The sequence below is a fragment of the Sphingobacterium paramultivorum genome, assembly GCF_014109745.1.
Taxonomy (GTDB): domain Bacteria; phylum Bacteroidota; class Bacteroidia; order Sphingobacteriales; family Sphingobacteriaceae; genus Sphingobacterium; species Sphingobacterium paramultivorum.
The window spans coordinates 5,223,875-5,247,219 of the sequence record NZ_CP058555.1; the positions used below are offsets into that span (position 1 = coordinate 5,223,875).

Annotated in this window: 16 protein-coding genes; 8 read left to right on the plus strand and 8 right to left on the minus strand. The window is 39.7% G+C overall.

Features of this window, described 5'->3' with window-relative positions; translation table 11 throughout:
* Positions 1 to 186: 186 nt before the first annotated feature.
* The 4 genes from mfd to HS960_RS21850 form a co-directional block, all read right to left on the minus strand.
* Positions 187 to 3,522, minus strand: coding sequence for a transcription-repair coupling factor (mfd, locus tag HS960_RS21835; protein WP_182330625.1), 3,336 nt, complete (start codon positions 3,520 to 3,522; stop codon positions 187 to 189).
* 293 nt (positions 3,523 to 3,815) lie between these two features.
* Complete coding sequence (locus HS960_RS21840; RefSeq protein ID WP_227550069.1) at positions 3,816 to 4,484, minus strand: hypothetical protein; 669 nt, start codon at positions 4,482 to 4,484, stop codon at positions 3,816 to 3,818.
* A gap of 53 nt (positions 4,485 to 4,537) precedes the next feature.
* Positions 4,538 to 5,830: an HAD-IB family phosphatase gene (locus HS960_RS21845; RefSeq protein ID WP_182330626.1), complete on the minus strand. Its 1,293-nt coding sequence runs from the start codon at positions 5,828 to 5,830 to the stop codon at positions 4,538 to 4,540.
* Positions 5,831 to 5,939: 109 nt separating this feature from the next.
* Positions 5,940 to 6,911 carry an NAD-dependent epimerase/dehydratase family protein gene (locus HS960_RS21850; RefSeq protein WP_182330627.1) on the minus strand — a complete coding sequence of 324 codons (972 nt, stop codon included), beginning with the start codon at positions 6,909 to 6,911 and terminating at the stop codon, positions 5,940 to 5,942.
* A gap of 191 nt (positions 6,912 to 7,102) precedes the next feature.
* Between HS960_RS21850 and HS960_RS21855 the strand changes: the two genes are divergently transcribed.
* Both HS960_RS21855 and rmuC read left to right on the plus strand, forming a co-directional pair.
* On the plus strand, positions 7,103 to 8,290 hold the full coding sequence (locus tag HS960_RS21855) for a formimidoylglutamase (RefSeq protein WP_159727490.1): 1,188 nt from the start codon (positions 7,103 to 7,105) through the stop codon (positions 8,288 to 8,290).
* Positions 8,291 to 8,494: 204 nt separating this feature from the next.
* Positions 8,495 to 9,817: a DNA recombination protein RmuC gene (rmuC, locus tag HS960_RS21860; RefSeq protein ID WP_182330628.1), complete on the plus strand. Its 1,323-nt coding sequence runs from the start codon at positions 8,495 to 8,497 to the stop codon at positions 9,815 to 9,817.
* Positions 9,818 to 9,907: 90 nt separating this feature from the next.
* Here rmuC and HS960_RS21865 read toward each other — a convergent pair whose 3' ends face one another.
* Positions 9,908 to 10,984: a DUF4407 domain-containing protein gene (locus tag HS960_RS21865; RefSeq protein ID WP_120335147.1), complete on the minus strand. Its 1,077-nt coding sequence runs from the start codon at positions 10,982 to 10,984 to the stop codon at positions 9,908 to 9,910.
* A 171-nt stretch (positions 10,985 to 11,155) separates the two neighbouring features.
* On the opposite strand from HS960_RS21865, the gene HS960_RS21870 reads away from it, so the two are divergent.
* Entirely contained in the window at positions 11,156 to 13,267 is a 2,112-nt protein-coding gene (locus HS960_RS21870; RefSeq protein WP_153844423.1) for a M3 family metallopeptidase, read from the plus strand.
* A 256-nt stretch (positions 13,268 to 13,523) separates the two neighbouring features.
* Positions 13,524 to 13,715 carry a hypothetical protein gene (locus HS960_RS26950; protein WP_228280105.1) on the plus strand — a complete coding sequence of 64 codons (192 nt, stop codon included), beginning with the start codon at positions 13,524 to 13,526 and terminating at the stop codon, positions 13,713 to 13,715.
* Positions 13,716 to 13,854: 139 nt separating this feature from the next.
* On the opposite strand, the gene HS960_RS21880 is transcribed toward HS960_RS26950, so the two are convergent.
* Positions 13,855 to 15,240, minus strand: coding sequence for a nucleotide sugar dehydrogenase (locus HS960_RS21880; protein ID WP_153844422.1), 1,386 nt, complete (start codon positions 15,238 to 15,240; stop codon positions 13,855 to 13,857).
* Between the two features lie 226 nt (positions 15,241 to 15,466).
* On the opposite strand from HS960_RS21880, the gene dnaG reads away from it, so the two are divergent.
* The 3 genes from dnaG to HS960_RS21895 are packed head-to-tail and all read left to right on the plus strand — an operon-like array spanning position 15,467 to position 18,894.
* Positions 15,467 to 17,470 (plus strand): DNA primase, encoded by a 2,004-nt coding sequence (gene dnaG, locus HS960_RS21885; RefSeq protein WP_153844421.1) that lies wholly within the window; start codon positions 15,467 to 15,469, stop codon positions 17,468 to 17,470.
* 8 nt (positions 17,471 to 17,478) lie between these two features.
* A complete protein-coding gene (locus HS960_RS21890) occupies positions 17,479 to 17,835 on the plus strand; it encodes a YraN family protein (protein WP_145330336.1) in 357 nt (118 codons plus the stop codon).
* Positions 17,836 to 17,865: 30 nt separating this feature from the next.
* Complete coding sequence (locus tag HS960_RS21895; RefSeq protein WP_182330629.1) at positions 17,866 to 18,894, plus strand: glutaminyl-peptide cyclotransferase; 1,029 nt, start codon at positions 17,866 to 17,868, stop codon at positions 18,892 to 18,894.
* Positions 18,895 to 19,372: 478 nt separating this feature from the next.
* Here the strand turns inward: HS960_RS21895 and HS960_RS21900 are convergent, their stop codons facing one another.
* Positions 19,373 to 20,395, minus strand: a complete 1,023-nt coding sequence (locus tag HS960_RS21900) for a Kelch repeat-containing protein (protein WP_153844419.1) — start codon at positions 20,393 to 20,395, stop codon at positions 19,373 to 19,375.
* A gap of 3 nt (positions 20,396 to 20,398) precedes the next feature.
* Entirely contained in the window at positions 20,399 to 21,766 is a 1,368-nt protein-coding gene (locus HS960_RS21905) for a DUF4270 family protein (RefSeq protein ID WP_153844418.1), read from the minus strand.
* 119 nt (positions 21,767 to 21,885) lie between these two features.
* Between HS960_RS21905 and HS960_RS21910 the strand changes: the two genes are divergently transcribed.
* Complete coding sequence (locus tag HS960_RS21910; protein ID WP_182330630.1) at positions 21,886 to 23,322, plus strand: sensor histidine kinase; 1,437 nt, start codon at positions 21,886 to 21,888, stop codon at positions 23,320 to 23,322.
* Positions 23,323 to 23,345 lie beyond the last annotated feature (23 nt).

Sequence of the window (23,345 nt, forward strand, 5' to 3'; positions counted from 1 at the left end):
TGATGCTTGTATTGCCTTAAGTATCCATAACTCGATCTTGTCGAATCTTTGATCGTAAGGAAGCCTTAGCTCGTTTGAAAGCACTGTTGGTGCTAACAGCTCGAAGAAGGTTTGTCTTGTATATCAAATATAAATAAAATCTACTCAATATGTAGATTTTATTTATATCGGATGCATCAATATGTCTTACAGCATTTCTTTCAGAAGGCTCAACGCATAACCAATGGTATTCACATTGTTTAACGCTAAACGAAGCTGGCCTTTGACTTCTTTGAGGTTGCTGATCTCCGGATGGCTTTGTACAAAGGACAGTACTCGGCCGAATTGATCAGATTCAAAGTAGCTCGACTTGGGGTTATTGACAAAATAACCTTTCAGTGTATGCTTTTTATACGCTATTTTTTCGAATCCGATCGTTTTGCCAAACCACTGTAAACGGAGTGTATTGAATAATTCAAATACTTCTCGTGGGATAGGGCCAAAGCGATCTTCAAGTTCTTTTTCAAACGCTGCCAATTGCTGCTCGTTTTCCAATTTGGATAGTTCAGTATACAAATTATACCGTTCCGTAATATTGGTTACATATTCATCAGGGATCAATACCTCAAGGTCGGTGTCAATTTGCGTAAAGGACACATATTTTCGTTCTTTCTCATCAGCGAATACTGCTGAGAACTCATCCTCTTTCAGTTCCTGAATAGCTTCGTCCAAGATTTTATGATACATCTCGAAACCGATCTCTGCAATAAATCCCGACTGTTCGCCACCTAATAGGTTTCCCGAACCACGTATATCCAAATCGCGCATGGCAACATTAAATCCAGAGCCCAGTTCAGAAAATTCTTCTATCGCAGAAAGTCGTTTATAGGCCTCCGGTGTTAAAGTCGATAATGGCGGACTCAGTAAATAACAGAAAGCCTTTTTATTGGAGCGACCGACCCGGCCCCGCATTTGGTGCAGGTCACTTAGTCCGAACATATGTGCATGATTAATAATAATCGTATTCGCGTTTGGAATATCAAGACCTGCTTCAATAATCGTTGTTGCGATTAAGACATCGAAATCGTGATTGATAAACTTAAGCATCACATCCTCGAGCTCATCACCTTCAAGTTGGCCATGTGCAACACCGACGCGGGCTCCTGGAACCAGCTTACGGATCAAATTGCCCAGCTGCGGAAGATCTGCAACACGATTATGGATAAAGAATACCTGTCCACCACGATCAAGTTCGTAACTGACGGCCTCCCCGATCAGTGTTTCATTGAAAACGTGGAGTTCGGTCTGTACAGGCTGACGGTTGGGTGGGGGAGTCGAGATGATACTCAGATCGCGGGCCCCCATTAATGAAAAGTGCAATGTTCTTGGAATTGGCGTTGCTGTCAATGTCAGCGAGTCTACATTCGCACGCATGACTTTCAATTTTTCCTTTACGGTAACGCCAAACTTTTGTTCCTCATCAATGATCATTAGGCCAAGATCTTTGAATTTGACATCTTTGCTAACAAGGCGGTGGGTGCCAATGATAATGTCTATTTTCCCTTCGGCAAGCCTTGCTAACGTATCTTTAATCTGCTTAGGTGTCTTGAAACGGTTGATATAGTCGATCGTGCATGGGAGCCCCTTTAGTCGTTCCGAAAAAGTCCGATAATGCTGTAGCGCAAGAATTGTCGTCGGTACAAGCACGGCAACCTGTTTACTGTCTGCTACGGCTTTGAAAGCCGCACGGATAGCGATCTCCGTTTTTCCGAAACCAACATCCCCACAGACCAATCGATCCATTGGATGTGGAGACTCCATATCTTTTTTTACATCGGCAGTAGCTTTTTCCTGATCGGGGGTATCTTCGTAGATAAAGGAAGCCTCCAGTTCATTCTGTAGGTAACTATCCGGTGAGAAAGCATTTCCATGCTGGGCCTTTCGTTTGGCATAAAGCATGATCAGGTCGCGCGCAATATCCTTGACTTTTTTCTTGGTCGTCTTCTTGAGTTTGTCCCAGGCGTCGGTACCCAATTTATTCATTTTGGGAACAGTACCCTCTTTGCCGGAATATTTGGAAATGCGGTTTAAGGAGTTGATGTTCACATACAAAAGGTCATTGTCCGCATAGATCAAGCGGATCATTTCCTGGGACTTACCGTTGACGTCCACTTTTTCCAAACCACCGTAGCGGCCGACACCATGGTCAATGTGGGTAATGAAATCGCCCGGTTTAAGATCCCGTAGATCTTTGAGTGTAATTGCCTGTGAGCGCTCGTAAGCCTTCTTACGTTTATATTTATAATAGCGGTCAAATATTTGGTGATCCGTGTAACAGGCCAACTTTAAACTGTCGTCTCTAAAACCTTCCCGTAAAGCTTTATGAATCGGAATGAAGGTCGCCGATTTATCAAGATCTTCTAGAATCGTATAGATACGTTCTACCTGTTTGGTTGAATCTGAAAAGATCAAATTTTGGATCCGCTGGCTCTCATTCTCTTTGAAATTATGGATTAAGAGATTAAAATCCTTATTGAACGAAGGTTGCGGGTGGATATCGAACTTGAGTGTTACCTCAGCTTTATAAAAGAACTGTTTACCGAATTCGATGATTGGGAACTCAAAGAATAAGGCATTGAGATTCTTCTCATCTGTAAACTCATAGGCTGGGTTATGCCATTCGGGATTGTCTTTTTTCTGCTTATCTGTTAGTCCCGCCCATAATTTTTCCGCCTTCTTTAACCCATCTTTTACAATATCTAATGCAAATTGAGCGTCTTTGATCCAGATCGTAGCGTCCTGATCTACATATTCCAATAAGGAAATGTGTTGAGATGTTAGGAATTTCGCTTGGACATTTGGTACAATGGTTACTTTATGGATTTTTTTGACAGACAGCTGGGACTCAATGTCAAATGTACGTATGCTTTCGATGTCATCGCCAAAGAATTCAATACGGTATGGGAGGTCATTCGAAAAAGAAAAGATATCTACAATGCCACCGCGTATCGCAAATTGCCCAGGTTCATACACAAAGTCGACACGTTCGAAATCATATTCGATCAAAAATTCGTTGATGAAATCAATACTTAGAGCGGTGTTTTCTGTTATTTCCAACGTATTTTTATCCAGGTCGTTGCGGTTGATCACTTTCTCAGCAATAGCCTCCGGATAAGTCACAACCATTTTCGGTAATTCCGAAGTATGGTTGAGTGAACTTAAAGTCTCCGCGCGTTGCAATACATTGGCAGAGTCAGTTTGTGTAAAATCAAAAGCTTTGCGATAAGACGAAGGGAAAAAAAGAACCTGCTTATCCAACAGGCTTTCCAGATCACTTAAGAAATAAGAAGCGTCCTCATGAGTCGGTAAGATAAAGACCATTGGACGTTCCTGTAAGTTGTAAGAAGATACGGCTATGAACGCATCCGAAGATCCAATAAGCCCTTTCAGCTGAATCTTTGGGTTTTTGGATTGTATAGCCTTGGTAAGCGACTGGACAGATTCACTTTGGCTGTATTTTTCTAATATTTCTTGAATTCCCACGAGCAAAAATTTCGAATAATTGCGAATTTAACGAAATAGTATCAAGTATTGGGTATGAAGTACTAAATTTTTTGGTAAAAAAATGGCTGAATCCCTCGTTAAGAAGGGCATGACTTTGGGGAGCTCAAAAAGCTATAACAGATTGATCTGTGCAGGATTTTATTTCGCGAGGTAAAAGGTGTAGGCAAAAGCGAGCAACACCAACAATGTGGCCAAGTAAATTAATTTATATTGCTCGTAAGCTGTAACATGAAAGGATCCAATTTTAACGCGGTTTTTGCTATTTCTCATGACTAATTTAGGTCGAGGTCAATCTTCTGTTCACTAATATAGCTTTTAAGTGTTGTATTACCAAAAGCATCCAGTGTATTTTGAAAATCTTCCCTGTAGTCAAACTGAAAGTCCTCATGAAGTTTACTGTATTTACCCACCGCATGTTTTATACGCCCTGTTATATATTTATGCAATTTGTGGGCGGCAGACTGATAAGAGGAGTCGAAAAGCCTGTCGTAATCAGCAATGGTTCTCTTCAGGATATAGCATCTAAATTCTACTTCACTGATTTTGTCCTTGGTGACTTTTTCGTGTTCATTCACTAAGCCGCTTGCCTGTTTTACCAGTTTGCTAAGTCCAATAAAATGAATGTGTTGTGGCGTATTGCCAATTTGACTTAAACCAATATCGAACAATTGTGCCAGTTGCTTTCTTAGTTTTTCAATACGTTCCTCTAAATCATCCGCATTCTCCAGTAATTGGAAATGCAATTGCTTGATCAGCATTTTGTCCTTGCTTATCAGGCGTACAAGGAGTTTGTCTTTTTCCTTCTGCGGTAGGTCAAGGACAGCTTTCTTTAATTCGGCATCTTGATGTAAGGACATAATCTGTGTTTTTAGTGTAAAAAGAGTTGTTGAGCGAAAAGTCAGGCACACTGAAAGTGTGCCTGAATAAATTTCTCGTTTCATAAGCCGGAATTTAAGCAGCAATAGCTGCCGCCCATATTTACCGGCGCTTGCTATTAATACAATATTCTGAACTTAATTGTATTGTCGATCTGTTTGAGTTGTTTCAATAGATCTTTATCATATTCACCTTGTATATCGGTTACCGCATAGCCAATGTCACTTTTGGTCATTAGAAATTGGGCAACAATATTGATGTTATTTTGGGCATAGACCTTATTGATCTGCGCCATAATTCCGGGAACGTTTTGGTGGATATGCAGTAATCTCGTTACCTGTTTTACTTTTGGTAAAATCAGATTTGGGAAGTTGCGACTTAAATAAGTATCACCATTGTTGATAAAATCGGCCATCCGCCGAGGTATAAACTCGGAATTTTTCTTTTTCTTTTTCTTATCATCGAAAACGACAATACCTTTAGCATTGCAGATATCCTTATTGATATGCCCTCTGATATCACCCAAATATCCGATCGTTTTTAATTTGTCAGCATGTTGGAGTTGCTCATCACTGATATCGATATTGTCCCCCAATAGAAGCATCCCTACATCTTTCACATACTTTTCTTCGAAGGTATCTTTTGTACGGATAGAAAAACCGTCTCTTTTTAAGATATGAGCCGCTATTTCTGGTACGTCGCCCACAATCAAACAAAGGATACGGTTTTTAGGATAGGATATTGCACGGGGCAGATCATTTACATATAAGAACTCATCAAAACTAGGTGTGATGAAGTCTGCTTTCTCAGTGACACTTTTACGTTGGATATTCTCTGTAAATGCAAAGAATTTTTCAATTAATCCCGATTCTTTCAGTTGAAAATCTGAATAACCGTCACCAATGCCAAATAGTCTTCCTTCAATATTTAATTGTTTTAATAATTGCACTTTTCCACCTTCATTTGATAATGGATTCTCTTCATCAAAACCGATGATATTACCTTCTTCATCAAATCTGAATGTATTGGCATAGATATTTTCAGTCTTGATATGATAGGGTGTAACAACAGGAGTAATAAACTCCTTAAAACCTCCTGAAACAATCCATGCTGTGTCGGCGTGTTTCTTGAAAAATTCACGATTTCGGGAAAAAGAGGTTGAAACCTTTTTCTTAAGATGTGAAACAAGTTTATCCAGATGAGATTTATTAGCATTTAAGAGTTTTACGCGACCAGCCAAAGCTTCACGGAAAGATAGTTTGCCCTCCATGGCAAGATTGGTGTACCGCTCAATTTCGTGATAAATAGATTCGCGATCCGGATGGTTCTCAAGGGATATCCGTGCAAGTTCATCAAGTGCCTCTACTTGTGTAAATGTACTATCAAAATCAATGATGTAATAGTTTTTCATCTTGTTATTTTTTTATGAAACGATCGTGAGCAATAGCGCTGATTGCTGATCTACGATATCGGTAGGTTTCCGATGGTTTCAAGGTTCGGTTGTTTGTTATGTTATAGTTTTACTGTTTGTTATATAAATCTGCAATTTCCTTTAGCGTTTGTTCCAAAGGCCGATAACTGTGGTTTAGGAGTTCTTGAATTTTAGCGTTGGAATACTGCAATTTGGCACTTGAAGCCGCAGCTGTTTCTTTTGTCAATGTCGTATCCGATTTTTTAAATACGGAAAGCATACTGGAAACAGTAGAGGCAATTTGGAGTAAGGTCTCGGAAACTTCGATTGTCGGTTCAGGCCTGTTCATTAATACACTTGCCACGCTCAACAAATCCTTGTTGCTTATATTGAGATGATTGATGATATAGCGCTCAGCACTAATATCATCTCTTTCCATCAATTGAATCATGATCGCAGCAACATCCTCTACGTCAACAACGCCGACACTTCCTTTCGGGTAAAATCGTAGACCTTTATTGATCATCGAAAAAATAGCTCCAGAGCCTTTCCCGTTTGCCGAAGCACCTAAAATTACTGAGGGGTTAACAATAACTGCACTTAAACCTTCGGTAATGCCACGCCACACCTCCATCTCCGCCTGATATTTTGATAACGAATAGTTGGATGTCAGTGAATTGTGTTCCCAATGGTCTTTTTCGGATACCGGCAGGTTGTCTCTATTTGTCCCTAAAGCTGCGATCGAGCTGACATGGAGCAGGCGAATGCCCTTTTCAAGGCAAAGATTGACCACATTTGTCGTTCCTTCCACATTCACTTTAAAGAGCGCTTTAGTGTCTTTCTTTTGGTAGGAAACCAATGCTGCACAATGGAACACTTTAGTAACCCCTTCAAGAGCATCTTCTAATTCAAAATAATTGTTGATATCAGCATCGATCCATTGAACCAACGAAGAAGATAACAACGAGGTCGGAATAGTCGATTGAGCTCTTTTGATGGCAATGACGTCAATTCCTTGGTCTATCAACTGTCTGATTAGTGTAGACCCTAAAAAACCTGTTCCTCCAGTTATTAATATCACTTGATAAAGATACTGTTAAAAATAATGTTTTCAAAAGTTAGTTAATAAATGGATATTTGTGTGAATTGCATCCTGAAAAAACCTTCATGCTTTCGCAGGTCTCAAACGCCATGAAAGCCGAGGTAGCTTCTTTCAGTCCAATTAAAACAGTCGTTTTCAGAACAAATAGGAGATTTTACAAATTATAGCTTATGTCATCACTGTCCGTATTCTTTAGCCCGATTTCAATTACAGGTTTTGCTCCTGAGCATGGGTTCTTGAGTTCTCAACTAGGAAACGTTATTCAAGCCTATGAAACAGATTTTCCGAGCTGGGAAGCGGATAAACAGCCTCAATTGGCTATTGTCGGTGTGGAGGAAGATCGCGCATCCATGAATAATAATGGAACGGATAAGGCGCCGGATGCTGTACGAAAACATCTCTATGCGCTATATCAGGGCGATTATAAGATGAATATCGTTGACTTGGGAAATATCAAAGCCGGTAATACAATTCAAGATACCTATATCGCTTTAAAATCTGTCGTAGAGGAACTGGTCAAAGAAAATATTCTTCCGATTATCATTGGTGGTGGACAGGATCTCACTTATGCACAATATTTGGGGTATCAAAACTTAGAGCGAAAGATAGAGCTGGCGATTATAGATGCCCGTTTTGACCTTGATGAGGAAAATGCCGAAAATGTAAGCCTGAATTCCCGATCTTATGTGAACCATATTATTTTGCACCAGCCAGACTATTTATTCAATTTAAATGCCATAGCCTATCAAACCTACCTCGTAAGTAAAGAGTCTATCAACATGTATGATAAACTATTTTTTAATGCGACACGAGTCGGTATGATTGCCGGTAAAATGGACCAATCAGAGCCTTTGATCCGAGCAGCAGATTTAATTAGTTTTGATATTGGAGCCATTCGCGCCTCTGAAGCACCTGGAAATGCCAATGCAATGCCCAATGGCTTATTTGGCGATGAAGCTTGTCAACTCGCCCGCTATGCCGGGATGTCGGATAAATGTTCTTCCATCGGTTTTTATGAATTCAATCCAACTTTTGATCCAATGGAGCAGACGGCTATGTTGGTTTCCCAAATGATCTGGTGCTTTATTGATGGTTACTATAACCGTAAACAAGATACGCCACTGTACCCCAAATCATCTTATATCATTTATCGCACGACACTGGAAAATGAAGAACATGAATTGGTCTTTGTGAAAAGTAAAAAATCAGACCGCTGGTGGATTCAAGTGCCTTATTTTGGATCTAAATCAGTCAATGAACGCTATTACCTCGTGCCTTGCCGTTATGAAGACTACCAATTGGCTGTTTCAGGTGAAATGCCTGATCTATGGTGGAAAACACACCAAAAGTTACAATAATGTACCACTAAGTGGGACATTGGTATTACACCATACCATAGAGAAGTGTGTAATACATCGTGCAAACTGATTACAGATTGGAGTTATCTGTTTTTTAGTCCTGTCGATCCATTAAGTTTGAGACGTTATAGGTTTAATTAAATGCAGTGATGGCAAAATGGACCTGCTCAGGTAAGCATACACCATCTTCAGAAAATACAAATCATGGAAATATTTTTCTTTGCGGGAATCGTGTTGTTATTGGTCATTTTGATCGTATTGGTACTAAAAAAGAATACCGATACTAGTGCTGGTCCTGCGTACAATAAAGAGGTTGAAACACTAAAAATTGAGCTTGCTAGATCGCAACAGCGGGAACAAAGTTTGCTGGAAGAACGTCTTATGCTAAAAAATGAATTGGATAAGGAACGGGAGAATCTTCTGGTCGCTGAGCGGTCTTTAGAGAGTACACGTTCTTTTTATGAGGCGCAGCTCGATAAATTTCAGGAACAGAAGAATGAAATCGCCGAGATTAAACGACAATTCAACAATGAGTTTCAGGTTATTGCCAATAAAATATTGGAAGAGAAGACACAAAAGTTTACAGAGACCAATCATCGTTCCCTGGGCTTGATCTTGGATCCATTGAAGGAAAAAATCAAATTGTTTGAAGAGAAAGTCGATAAAAATTACAATCAAGAGGCCGCGGAAAGAAATTCTTTAAAGGGAGTTGTCCTTCAGCTGGTCGAACAGAGTCTTAAAATTAAAGACGAAGCTAATAGCTTAACCAAGGCATTAAAAGGGGATACCAAAAAGCAGGGCAATTGGGGCGAGGTAATTTTAGAGCGGGTTTTGGAGCGTTCGGGACTTATGCGCGATCGCGAATTTAGATTACAGGTCTCTCTTATGGATGCCGAAGGAAGAAGAATGCAGCCCGATGCTATTATCGACCTCCCTGAAGATAAACATCTAATTGTGGATTCAAAAGTTTCGCTGATAGCCTACGAACGTTGGGTCAATGCTGAGACGGACGAGGACCGCGCAATATTCGCAAAACAACACGTACAGTCTGTGGAAAATCACGTGAAAGAACTCTCCGCAAAAAACTATCATGAGTTATATGGTATCGAATCCCCGGAGTTTGTCCTGCTGTTTATGCCGATTGAATCTGCATTGAGTATGTCCGTCGCTGAAAAACCAGATCTATTCAGCGATGCCTGGGATCGTAAGGTTGTAATCGTTAGCCCTTCGACATTGCTGGCGACATTGCGTACCATCGCCAGTATATGGAAACAAGAGCGCCAGACACGCAATGTGATTGAAATCGCCAAGGAAGCAGGGAGTTTGTACGATAAATTTGTGAGCTTTCTGAACGATATGGAACAGGTGCAAAATCAGTTGGAGCGCGCATTAAAAAGCCATGAAGATGCAACTAAAAAACTCTCTACAGGCGCTGGGAACGTTATTGGAAAAGTGGAGAAATTAAAACGTTTAGGAGCCAAAGCAAATAAACAGATCGATTCCAAATTTTTAGATGAGGAAGATTAACAAAAACGGGCTTGCCGAAAGGTAAGCCCGTTTATAATTTTTAACCGTGCAAAGCAAAGCCTGCTCTGCTAACTTATGCTAGAGGTTCTACTAAAGCTCTTTCATCCGTTTATTGATCGAAACATCCACATACGTATCCTTTAAACGATCTACAGCTTCTTTTTGAACAGTGACATTGGTGTCTGATTCGTAATCATGAATAGTCCTTTGGTTTTGGACTTCGTTGTCATAAGGATCCTTTCCTGCCAAGAGCTTGACGATTACCGGAAGACATTCGAGGAAGACAAAAAGCAGCGCAATAAAAAACACAGCATTTGCATTGGATTCGTTGACCTTTCCATTGGCATCGTACCTTAGATTGCCCAGCGCAGAATTACGGTCTGCAAAACCAGCGACATTGACGGCGCTGTCCAAAGAAGCGTTGGATAAGACTTTTTGGTCCAATATCCCTTCAAATTTCTGTTTCTGACGTATTGCGTTTTGTTGGGTCGTTATCTTGTTCCGTAAAGTGTCCAAATAACCCTCTTTTTTCTTCAGCTCTTCTTCTTTCATTTTGGCATAAGGGCCATATCCCATGACACCAGATGTTTCAGTTGTTTTGTTCCCGAATATCTCGTAATTCAATTTTGTACGATCATTTTTAATACTGGCTTCCAATGAATCACGTTCGACCGTAATCGCTTTTAAAAGCGAAACCTCATTGGCATATTTCTTATTGAAAGTACTGTTGAGCGTGTCGATTTTAGCGCGTTGATCTGCGAGAAAACGTACACGGAGGTTTTCTCGAATCTCTTTATCGAAGATTTTTAACTCCAATGGCCTAGAGATAACCAAACCAATCAAAATTGCCAATAAAATTCGTGGAAGAGCCTGCAGAAGCTGCATAAGGCCACTTTTTGATTTATTTATACTAAGTACAATATAGCGATCCATATTGAATATCGCTAAACCCCAAATGATGCCAAATACAATGGCCAAAAGCCAGTCAAATGCCCCACCACTAAATACGAAATACATGGCATAGCCACCCGAAAGGCTGGCAAACAATCCCGTAAAAAAAATAGTAGCACCTATGGCTGTGTACTTACTATGCTCTTCCGGATATTTTTCAAGAGTTTCTTGATGTACCCCCGCACATCTCCAAAAGAAACGGTTAATATCGCTCATTAAAATATTTTTATCCAAATTGACAGATTATTTTTAACAAGGTTTATGAATAAGTTTTTGTTTTACAATACGATGACTGTTTTCAGGTTCCTTTGCACACCTCCTTAACGAGGCCTACCATTTGCCTAATTTTATTATCTTTGAAAAAAAAATCAGGAATAATCAGATAATATGAAGAAAAGACAACTTTTGCCATTCTTTGCGATAGTGGCAACTGCATTTGTTGGTTGTGAGGAAAAAAAAGTGATGACAGATAATCCTCTTTTATTGGCTTACGAAACCCCATTTAATGTACCTCCTTTTGACAAGATCAAAACAGAGCATTTTAGGCCAGCTTTTGATGAAGCGATAAAAGTACACAATTTGGAAATTGACACGATAGTCAACAATTCGGATAAAGCAACATTTCAAAATACGATAGTCGCCCTAGAAAATGCAGGTGGATTATTGAGTAATGTATCTACTGTATTTTATAATCTAAATAGTGCCAATACAAATGACAGTATTCAGGCGATAGCAAAAGATTTGGCCCCCATCTTATCGAGTCATTCTGATGAAATTTCGATGAATACCAAACTATTTGACCGTATCAAAACAGTTTGGAGCAGCCGAAATACACTTGGATTAGACGAACAGGACAATAAACTGTTGGAAGAAACCTATAAAAGTTTTGTACGTTCCGGAGCGAATTTAAAGGATGCTGATAAGGAAAAAATGAAAAAAATTAATGCTGAGCTTTCAACATTAACAACGCAATTCGGACAAAATTTGCTTGCTGAAACCAATGCTTATACACTGGTCGTTGATTCTGCTAGCCAATTGGAAGGCTTGCCAGAATCGTTGAAAACAGCAGCAGCTGAAGAAGCCGTAGCAAAAGGAAAGAAGGATAAGTGGGTGTTTACCTTACAGAATCCTTCCATTATGCCCTTTCTTCAATATGCAAAAAATCGTGAATTGAGAAAGCAACTTTGGGAGGCATATCAGCTACGCGGTAATCAAGATAACACCAACGATAATAAGGCGATCATTCAAAAAATTGTTAATCTCCGTCTTCAAAAAGCAAAATTATTGGGTTATTCTTCACATGCGGCCTATGTACTAGAGGAATCAATGGCGAAGAATCCGACCAATGTCTATGCACTATTAAATAAACTTTGGACTCCAGCACTCGCTAAAGCAAAAGGTGAAGAAGCAGATATAGCAAAGGAAATTAAGGCTGAAGGAGGTAATTTTGCTGTGGCCCCTTACGATTGGAGATATTATACAGAGATTATTCGCAAAAAACGCTTCGCATTGAATGAGGACGAAATTAAACCTTATTTGAGCCTCCCTGCAGTTCGTGAAGGAGCATTTGCTGTAGCCAATAAATTATATGGTTTGACATTTGTAGCCTTAAACAATGTCCCAACTTACCATAAAGATGTGGAAGTGTATGAAGTTAAAGACAAAGACGGTTCACATTTAGGTCTGCTATATGCCGATTTCTTCCCGCGTGAGTCAAAACGAGGGGGTGCCTGGATGACTTCTTACCGTAACCAGTCAACAAAAGATGGCAAACGTGTTGCTCCAGTAATTTCCATCGTATGCAATTTCACAAAACCAGTGGGGAAAAATCCTGCCTTGTTGACATTTGATGAAGCGACTACCTTGTTCCATGAGTTTGGACATGCTTTGCATGGTCTTCTTTCCAATGTAAGATACCGTTCAATGGCGGGAACTTCTGTACCACGTGACTTTGTTGAACTACCTTCACAAGTGATGGAAAATTGGGCAGCGGATCCAGAGGTGTTAAGAACATATGCTAAGCATTATAAGACCAAAGAAGCAATGCCAGATTCATTGATTCAGAAAATGGAAAAGGCCGGTACCTTTGATCAAGGATTTGCAACCGTTGAATACCTTTCTGCCGCGTTGTTAGACATGGATTATCATGCTACCACAAAAGAAATTTCAAAAGACATTAATGGCTTTGAAAAAACAGCAATGAAAAAAATAGGTATTATTGACGCTATTATTCCGCGCTATAGAAGTACATATTTTCAACATATCTTCGCTGGAGGGTATTCTGCAGGTTATTATGCCTATATCTGGTCTGAAGTATTGGATTCAGATGCCTTCGCAGCTTTCAAGGAAAAATCATTGTACGATCAAGTGACAGCGGATTCTTTCCGTAAAAATATCCTTGAAAAGGGAGGTACTGATGATCCCGCTAAAATGTACCGTACATTTAGAGGTGCAGATCCAGATCCAAAATATCTATTGAAAAAGAGAGGTTTGAACTAATGCTCTCTAATCAAAAAAAGGCGATATAGAAATATATCGCCTTTTTTTTGTTCAGGTACTTGTTATTCTAAAAACTATTCTTACATTTGAATATTATTTATAATGAGTCTAAATAAATGTAGGTAGTATGTGTGACACAAAAATTCTAAGCCAACGAGGAGATACCCATATTAGTGTTTGCCATAAGTGTCAAACATATTATATCTGGCAACAAAGTTTTGTACTGACATTTACGAGGAATAAATTCTTCGATTTCTTGAATATTACGAAAAGTAATGGTGATGAGCTCTTTTTTAGCACATTTCCAGATGGTGAATTTCGGTTGATTATGAAAACACCTTATCCAGATATCGTATTTTCATTTGATGAAGAACAATGGCAGAATTTCAGGGATGCACTCCAAGAATCTTATTACATGAATGAGTTTTATGGAATGCTGAATAATTAAGATAAAAAGTCCTGTTGCATCGCTTGTGTTTCATCTCTCTTTCCTTACGCGTTGACAACAGGCACAAACAAAACCCTCAGTTATAGTTGCATACACTTATGCGACTATATGCTGAGGGTTCTTTTTATCTATATATTGATTACTCGCCTATCGCGTAATATTTAAAATCAAGGTCTTCAAGTTCCTTACGGTTCAATAGTTTACGGCCATCGAACACAAATGCAGGCTTTTTCATGTGCTCCTTAATTTTGGCCCAGTCATAACGTTTAAATTCATCCCATTCAGTCAATACTGCAATTGCATGTGCATCATTGCAAGCCTCATAGGCGGTATTGACAACCTTTACCAAAGCTCGGTTTTCTTCCGAAGAGCGCGTATTCAGATAATCGAGGTCGGCATAGATACGTTCAGCAGACACTTTGGGGTCATAGACCGTGATTTCAGCTTGTTCACTCAATAGATAATCTGCAACATAGATCGCTGCAGATTCACGTGTATCATTGGTGTCTTTTTTGAATGCCCAGCCTAAGAATGCAATCTTTTTGCCCGATACAGTATTATACAATGTTTGGATAATGTTGTCCGCAAATCGCTGTTTTTGATAATCATTCATCAAAATCACTTGATCCCAATACTCGGCAACTTCTGTGAGACCGTAACTTCGTGCGATATAAACCAGATTGAGGATATCTTTTTGAAAACAAGAGCCACCAAAACCTACAGAAGCTTTCAGAAATTTGGATCCAATCCTGGAATCCATACCAATCGCCTTGGAAACTTCATCTACGTTTGCACCTGTTTTCTCGCATAGTGCCGAGATGGAGTTAATGGAGGAGACACGTTGTGCTAAAAAGGCATTTGCGGTTAGTTTTGAAAGTTCAGATGACCAAAGGTTCGTTGTGAGAATCTTGTCGCGACTTACCCAATGTGCATAGATGTCGACCAATGCGGCGATAGCTTCATCATTCTCTCCGCCTATAAGCACACGGTCTGGATTGATTAAATCCTGTATTGCTGTGCCTTCAGCCAAAAATTCAGGGTTGGAAAGAATATGGAAATTAACACCATTACCCGTGTTATCAAGGATACTTTTTAAAGCTGCCGCAGTGCGGACGGGTAAAGTCGATTTTTCAACAACAATTTTATCGTTTTTGGCAACCGCTGCGATCTGCCGTGCACAAAGTTCAATATACTTTAAGTCTGCAGCCATTCCCTTGCCTTTTCCGTAATTCTTAGTCGGTGTATTGACCGAAATAAAAATCATGTCGGCCTCGTCGATAGCTTTTTCGATATCGGTTGAGAAAAACAAATTACGATTACGCGCTTCTGCAACAATCTCTTGTAAGCCAGGTTCGTATACAGGAAGGTTGTCTAGATTCTCATCATTCCAAGCCGCGATACGGGCGGCATTGACGTCGACGATCGTAATCTCAATATGTGGACATTGCTTTGCAACAACTGACATGGTAGGTCCACCGACATAACCAGCACCGATACAGCATATTTTCTTGATTGTTTTGCTCATTTTGATTATCTTAATCAGCTATAAATTGAAGAACAAACTTAGATAAATTGCTTTTGATATGCAATACAAAGCACAGCATATCAAAACAATTTATTTAGACGAACTGGCTCATCCATTGTTTTTCCTTCTATTTGTTTCATTGCCCTTCTGCAATGCCATTAAAGAAGCCATTTCGTAGTGGAGATGCAAAAGATTTATTCTAATTTTACATTAAAAAAGAAACGGTTTGATAAAGCAGGAAGTTATTGATAAGGTACTGGAAACAGCACGGATAGAAGAGGTGGTGGGAGACTTCGTTGATTTAAAGAAACGGGGAACTTCTCTGATTGGAAATTGTCCTTTTCACCATGAAAAGACGCCTTCCTTCCACGTTTCTGTGTCAAAGGGTATCTATAAGTGTTTTGGTTGTGGTGTTGGTGGAGATTCCCTTAAATTCGTCATGGAACTGGAAAAGTTCTCTTATCCGGAAGCCATCCGTTATTTAGCCGATAAATATTCGATTCAAATTGAAGAAATCGAGCGTTCTCCAGCCCAGCTTGCTGCGCAGGATAAACGGGAAAGTCTATATGTCCTAAGTGCTTGGGCCAGTAAATTCTTTGCTGAACAACTCTGGAAAACTGAAATGGGCCAGGTCATCGGACTCAACTATTTCAAGGAGCGTGGCTACCGGGAGGATATCATCAAAAAATTTGAATTGGGTTATTCGCCGGAGGAATGGACTGCATTGGTCGATAAAGCACAGGTAGCGGGTTTTCACCCAGATTATTTGGCCGCGAGTGGTTTGGCTATTGAACGTGATGATAAATCTTTATATGATCGTTTCCGTGGCCGGGTCATGTTTCCGATTCATAACCTGACAGGGCGTGTTATTGGCTTTGGTGGTCGGACACTAAAGACGGATAAAAAGGTCGCCAAATATGTAAACTCTCCCGAGAGCGAAATCTACCATAAATCCGATGTGCTGTATGGATTGAATTTTGCCAAAAAGGCAATTATGGAAGAGGATAATTGCTACTTGGTAGAGGGCTATGCCGATGTTCTTTCGGTACATCAAGCTGGAGTCGAAAATGTTGTTTCCTCCTCGGGAACGTCTTTGACAACAGGTCAGATCAAGCTTATTTCCCGATTCACAAAGAATGTGACCATACTTTATGATGGGGATGAAGCAGGGATCAAAGCCTCCCTACGCGGTACAGATATGCTGCTCGAAGAAGGCTTAAACGTTAAAGTGCTGCTTTTTCCCGACGGTAATGACCCCGACTCTTACGTGCAAAAGTTTGGTGCCACAGCTTTTAAAGATTATGTCAAATCCAATCAGCAGGACTTTATTTTCTACAAAACGAATATCCTGCTTCGCGATGCCAATAACGATCCAATAAAAAGGGCTTCGGTAATCCGTGATGTCGTCGAAAGTATTGCATTGATTCCCGATGAAATTAAGGTTTCTGTTTTTATCCGGGAATGTAGCAGCCTTTTGGATATCGAAGAGCGCATTTTATTGGCTGAACTCAACAAGATTAGGCTCAATAGAGCAAAGAAGGCAGATAAGGATGCTGCTCGTAAACCACAGAGCCCTCCTCCAAATGCAGGGATGCCACCTTTTGGGATGGACGGTCCACCTCCGGATTTCTTCATGACAGACGATGAAAGAGGGGGAGTAGCTCCTATGGAGAATGTCGAACAACCGGTACAACTGACTTCGGAAATTCTTCAGGAACGGGAGATTGTCCGTATTTTAATCAACTATGGGGATTATCTGGCAACCTGGGAAGGTGACGGGGATATTCCCGTTGCAGGACTGCTACTAGGGAATATCGGCGACATCGAATTTAAGGATAAAGCTGCGGCTTATATTTTAAAAGTCTATAGAGATGCTGCAGAAAATTACGAAATTCCAGATGCTAAGCAGTTTTATTCGAATTCGGATACAACAATATCTGATTTGGCGATTAATAGTGTTGCCAGTAAATATTCGCTCAGCGAAAATTGGAATGACGATAAGCGTAAAATTTATGTAACGCAGGAATACGAGCATTTAAAACAACTTGTTGTTACAGCAATTTATCGGATTAAGAAACGTAAGATTGAGGCAGAAATGCATCATATTCGTGAAGAAATGAAACATGAACAAGATGTGGCAAACCTAGAAGTCCTTATTTTTAAATATCAGAAACTTAAAGAAGCTGAACGGCTCTTGGGAGGCTTTCTGGGAAATACGATTGTTAAGTAATACTTGATATGGCCAAGCATCTTGAAACGGGCGAATGGGGTGAGCAAATGGCCATGGAATACCTCGTGGAGCAAGGCTATAAAATAGTGTTAAGAAATTGGCGATTTAAGAATTTAGAAGTAGATTTGATTGTCGTGGACAGGGATACCTTGGTATTCGTTGAAGTAAAAACACGGTCGGGAACGGATTTCGGTGAACCCTACGAATTTGTAGATCGCAAAAAACAGCGATTACTGATTCGTGCAGCACAGGCTTATATTCTTAAAACAGGTTATGTCGGTGAAGTCAGATTTGATGTTGTCGCAATAACAAGATCTCCCAAAACAGTACTCAACCATATCAAAGATGCGTTTTGGGATAGTTAAGGATACGTACTTATAAATAATTATACATAGATGAGAAAAATCACTTATTTTATGGCAATTGCAGCGCTAGCTTTTGCTTCTTGTAAGTCAAAAAAATCAAGTTTGGAATTTGCATCTCCTGGAGCAAATCAAGCTGTTTTAAAAGGAGCTCAAGTCCAGTTGAAATTGAAATTTGAATCAGTATCAATGGACTCTGTGGCTTATTTTGTTGATGATAAACATGTGGGGTCCTCAACTGACACTACGGCAATTACAATCGATACCAAAGATATGGCCTACGGTACACGTAATATTTCCGCCTTGGTATACAATGCTGGAAAACCCGATTCTGTTTCAAGTACATTTTATGTTGTACCTGAAAATGCGAAGAACTATGGTTTTGAGGTTGTCAACAAATACCCGCACGATACGACTGCTTTTACACAAGGGCTACAGTTTGCTGATGGCATTCTCTACGAATCTAATGGCCGTTATGGTGAGTCAAACTTGAGAAAGGTCGACCTAAAAACAGGTAAAGTACTCAAGGAAATCAAATTTGATGAAAAGACTTTTGCCGAAGGAATGACATTGGTAGGTAATAAGTTATTTATGTTAACGTGGCAACAGGGAGAAGGATATGTCTTTGATAAAAACTCGTTTGTAAAGGAAAGTTCCTTTAAATATGAAAATAGCAAAGAGGGGTGGGGCTTGACCTACGACGGGCAGCATTTGATAAAGTCTGATGGATCCAATAAATTGTTCTTTTTAGATGCAACGACCGGTAAGGAGCTAAACGCTATCGGAGTTTACGATGAAGCTGGGCCAGTGGATGAACTTAATGAACTGGAATATATAGGCGGCAAAGTCTACGCAAATGTCTATCAAAAAGATGTTATTGTTATAATCAACCCGGAAACAGGAGCGGTAGAAGGACGGATTAATCTTGTAGGTATCTATGAGCATACTTCCGCATATGACAATGAATTGAATGGAATTGCTTACGACCAAGCTGGAAAGCGTCTCTTTGTAACAGGGAAGTTATGGAATACATTATTTGAAATCAAGACAGTTGAAAAATAAATGAACTTCAGATCTTAACCTTTCTTCGTGAGGTCGACAGTATTGCAAGTTCGCATAAAATGGAAACCTTGTCAGATAATTCTGACAAGGTTTTTTTATTGCCCCCATTCTTCTTTGAAGTATGGATGTTATCGTGTGAGGCTTTCAATTCCATCTTTTTATAATGACGCCCCGGGGCTGAGACAGATCGCTTTTAAAACTGTATCGGAAGCTTTTAAAACAGCATGGAAAGAATGAAATATTATGACGAGCAGATCTCTCGTCAGGTGCACCTCAATTAATGAAGAACAAGAGAGTTGCCCTATATTAGTAAATAGCAGCTGGATGTATGCTATATTGATGACTGATTTCGCTATAGCGGACAGCCATAAAAGAGACCTAGAAATCCTTTTTAACCAATAGAAACAAAATATTTGAAGCAAAAAAAAGGGATGAAGTTTCAAACTTCATCCCTTTTTTTATATTGATTTTATTTCGATTAATAAATCGGAGTAAACATCCAAGTATCGTCAAAACGAGATGAACCATTAAGTCCAGTAGTGATGTAACCGTTGTTTCCTACAGCGAAACCAACAGCATCTTGGCGTGCTGAACCAGCGAAAGCGCCGTTATCATTCGTCCAGTAGTCACCAGAAATATTATATTTCCATGTGCTGTTGATAACTGCATTTTTGTAACCACCAACAACGAATGGAGTACCATTGATTGCGAAAGCAGAAGCATTTGAACGAGTCAAATCATAAGTATATGAATCATCTGCTCTGTTTAGATCGTTCAATTTAGTCCATTTGCTACCATCAAATTTATAGAAATCTTTTGGGTAAGAACCGTTAGAGATACCACCACCTACATAGGCTACATTATTGACAACAAAAGAGAAAGCTGCTTTTCTTTTCGCTGAAAAAGGAGCATCACTAATTGCTTGCCAAGTATTAGCAGCTGGATCATATTTGTAGAACTCATTTGTATTTGTTGTTCCACCGCTAACGACAGTTTCACCTGTTCCAACATAAGCAGCGCCATTTAAAGTAAAAGCTACCGCATTTGATAAAGCAATAGGAAGTGGAGCAATGCTTGACCAAGCACCTTTTCCGCTGTTAGCCGTAGGGTCAAATTTGTAGAAATCTGTTAGGTTGTTTGTTCCGTCATTTCCACCACCAACATAACCGATATTACCAATGGAAAAACCGATGGCACCGTTTCTCTCAACACCTGTGAAAGGCGCTTTTTCAGCCCAAGTATCTGATGCTGCATCATACGCATACGTATCTTTCACACGGAAAGGCTTACCACCAGCATTACTTGCTAGACCAGTAGTGACATATGCAACATTATTTATCAAAAAGCTAGCAGCAGATGAAGTTTGTGGGCCTTTAAAAGCAGCTTTTGCAAACCATTCGTCTGATTTGGTTGAGCTGTCGTCACTTTTTTTACAAGAAGAGAAAGTTGTAACTGTAAATACAAAAGCTAATAAAACGAGTAGCCAATTTTTCTTGTTCATAAATTATTGAAATTTAGTATAAAGGATGTTTAATTTAATTTTCGGATCATTCTCATTATCTTTTGCCAATATTAATCTATTTCCAGTTGAAAACAAACCCGATGTCGGTAAAGATAGATATAATGAAGTATTATTGTATGCTGTTGTTTTAATTTTTGTTAAATATTCAATAAGATTGAATGTATATGTTCCATTCGAACCAAAATCATTTCCACGCACTAATGTTGCTTGTTGTGTTGTTGTCGAATAAGGTGAAGTTACCAAACTAATCGGATTTCCATTATTACTTGCCACCATTAAGACTAAACTTTGCGGCTGATCAAAAATACTGGAAGCTCCGTTAGGGACTTCAATGACAAGTTCAGCCTTATTAATTGCAATTGATGGATTATTCACCAATTCTAATAACGTTGGAAACTCAATTTTTGCTACAACACCCGTTGAACCCTCTAAAAACACATTTCCATCAGTTTGTTGACTCGAAATTTGAGGATTTTTTAAGCTCATCGGCGCAAACTTTGTTGCAGAGCGATCTGCTTCAATTTGATTGTACTGGTAAGCCTTGTTGTCAATGGAAAAATATTGTTTGCCAACAGATTTCGTCCCTTCATTATTCAGGAATGAATAGTGCACTTGTAAAAATACAGTGTCCTTGAATCCGATAACTGCAGTATTGCTATTGTCAGGAACAAGTGCCAATCCTTTGAAATACTCTTGGAAGCTTGTGCTGTTCTGAATCCGGTTATCATTATTTTTGATCATCGTAAATAGCTCATTGCTAATGGTACTGTTGAACCTAAAGAATAATGAATCTGCTGATTGTATACGTGGTTTAAAGGAAAGTTCTGCCAATGGCGTATTTTCATAGGCAAACTTTTGTTTACTGAAGATTGCTGCAGAAGTGACAAAAACAGGACGTTCATCAACCGGTTTGGTTAAATCAATCTGCGTTTGCGTGATTTCTTCCGTAACACGGTGTACCGATATCTTTTGTACTTTCGTTGTATCACCGTAAGAGTATTTATTTGGCGTTAATACCAAGGTCACAGAATCCAGTACCGCATCATCAGGTATAGAAGCATTGCTTATCGTTCCTACTCCGAGGCGCATATAAGCCGTAGACTTCATACTACCCGTAACAGCATTGCTATTCTTTCCGACAAGCATTGTTCCAGTAGAGGAAGTCGGAATATCGTCCAATTGATAAGTCGAAACTTTGGCGGAAACCGTATCAATTGGTACTAAACCGATTGTTTCATCTCTTGAACTATCCAATGAGAGCGAAATGTCTTTATTACAACCAACGAAAGCGGCCAATGTAAAAAGTGGAAGTAAAAGTTGAATACTACGTCTCTTAAAGTCTTTAATCATATTAATTTTTGAATAGTGCAAAAGTAATCAATGCCAACTGTTAATCAGTGTTATATTTTGTTAAATATGGTTAATTACCACAGCGATTGCAAATCTAGTAATTTAAATTTGTTTTAGTTATGGGTAGAAGATTTAAATTACTGATCAGTTTGATCGTTTTAATAGGGGCAGGAATTACTGTAGTACTGGGAATTTGGCTTTATGGAAGTTATACAAATCGTCGCGACCTGTTTCTTTCTACCGCTGAGCGTTCGCTCTTTAATGCTGTTCAAGAGGCATACCAAACGCGCAATGGTGATCGGCAGTTAGATGGCCCGGAGGCTGATCGGAATCGACTCCTCCAAGATGTAAAAAGAGAGCTTTCGGTCTTAGTGCCCGCTGCTGAATTGGATAGGGCTTTACAACGTGTAAATGTCGAACGGCCTAAAAATGAGCGTTTTGATCGTAATAGCCACGATAGACGAGAGAAAATGTTTCCCAAAGACCGCGAAGGGCAAGGCGCAATTATCCCGCCCTTTCTGTTCCGGGACTTTGAGATGAACAAAGCTAATCTGGATTTAATCGAAAGAAAGTTTAAAGAATCCCTGAACAATAAGAGCATATCAGTGCCATTTGAAATGGCTATTGTCACCATTCCGCACGATCAAATCAAAGATGTGCGACGCAAGTACCGCGAAGCAAATCTTGCTTGGACGAGACCCATGATGGTCAACCCATTAAAAAATGAATTTCTTGTGATCAAGTTTCAGGAGGATTGGAAGTATCTGCTGTATAGCTTAAGCTGGCAGCTGTTAATCTCACTGCTCTTGATTGGACTGCTGCTCGGGACATTCTTCTATTTGATGAAAACCATTCTCAACCAAAATAAGATGGCCGAGCTGCGTAAGAACTTCGTCGATAACATGACACATGAACTCAAAACGCCGGTATCTACTGTCATGGCAGCCATAGAAGCTATACAGTTGTATGGTGTACAGGATGACAGGGAAAAGATGAATCGCTATCTGAATATCTCCAAAAAGGAACTGGAGCATCTGTCCAATATGATTGAAAAAGTGCTTCAAATGGATATCGATGCATCAAGGGGCATTGTTTTGCAACGTACTGACTTTGATCTTGTCGCCATGGTGAAGGGAGCCATTGAAGTTGCTCAGCTGAATAAAACTAAGCAAGTGGACTTTAAGCTTATTGCTGTTCCAAGTGAGATAAGGATCAATGGCGACGAAGCCCATTTAAAAAATGTGATCAATAATTTGCTGGAAAATGCAATAAAATACGCTGGACAGCAGGTTTATATTGAGGTGGAAGTGAAGGAAACCAAGGAAAATGTCCATATTCGTATTACAGATAATGGCAAAGGGATTTCCGCGGAATACCATACTCAGATTTTTGATATGTTCTTTCGGGTTCCCTCCGGTAATCTGCACGATGTCAAGGGTTTTGGTTTGGGCCTTGCTTATGTCAAGCAGGTGGTAAAAAGGCACGATGGCAAGATTACCGTCGATAGTGAGCTGGAAAAAGGAAGTACCTTCAGTATCCGATTACCGTATAAATAGACAGCATTATTTATTTTTCTGAG